Source organism: Nocardioides humilatus (assembly GCF_008373755.1).
GTDB lineage: Bacteria > Actinomycetota > Actinomycetes > Propionibacteriales > Nocardioidaceae > Nocardioides > Nocardioides humilatus.
In genome coordinates, this window is the sequence record NZ_VUJV01000142.1 from 1 (window position 1) to 368 (window position 368).

Below are 368 nucleotides of genomic sequence, written 5' to 3' on the forward strand. Positions count from 1 at the left end.
TTCCCATATATATATTTAATAGTTTTTATACCAAGCTTCATCGTTTTATACATCAGCTTGAGAAAAGAGCGTGCGTTAATTCGAAGGTATCAGTTACTTTATGCATTTCTGTTCGCATTCGGCCAATGTGATGAAACGATTGTCGTTCCCCTGGCAGCCTCCGTAAATGAATTCTTCACACTTCTTCGTCTTCTGATTGTACAAGTATAGCTTAATGTAGGCGAAACAAGGGCCCGAATTGCCAAAAGCCTGCTCGCATATCGGCTTCGTTGTTGGCTTATCACTCATGACTGACGTCAAGCACGCAGCGAAGAGAAAGCCCGTGGTTAGGAAAAGCACCGATCGCAACATGACGTCTCTGATTCAAT

Annotated in this window: 1 protein-coding gene; it reads right to left on the reverse strand. The window is 42.9% G+C overall.

What is annotated here, in order from left to right:
* Positions 1–93: 93 nt before the first annotated feature.
* The gene (locus tag F0U44_RS24255; RefSeq protein ID WP_149730622.1) at positions 94–351 is read right to left on the reverse strand and encodes a BPTI/Kunitz-type proteinase inhibitor domain-containing protein; all 258 of its coding nucleotides are present in this window, start codon (positions 349–351) and stop codon (positions 94–96) included.
* Between the last annotated feature and the right edge of the window lie 17 nt (positions 352–368).

Coding starts and splice junctions, on each gene's coding strand:
- F0U44_RS24255 (WP_149730622.1), bottom strand. CDS start 351: ATGTTGCGATCGGTGCTTTTCCTAACCACGGGCTTTCTCTTCGCTGCG.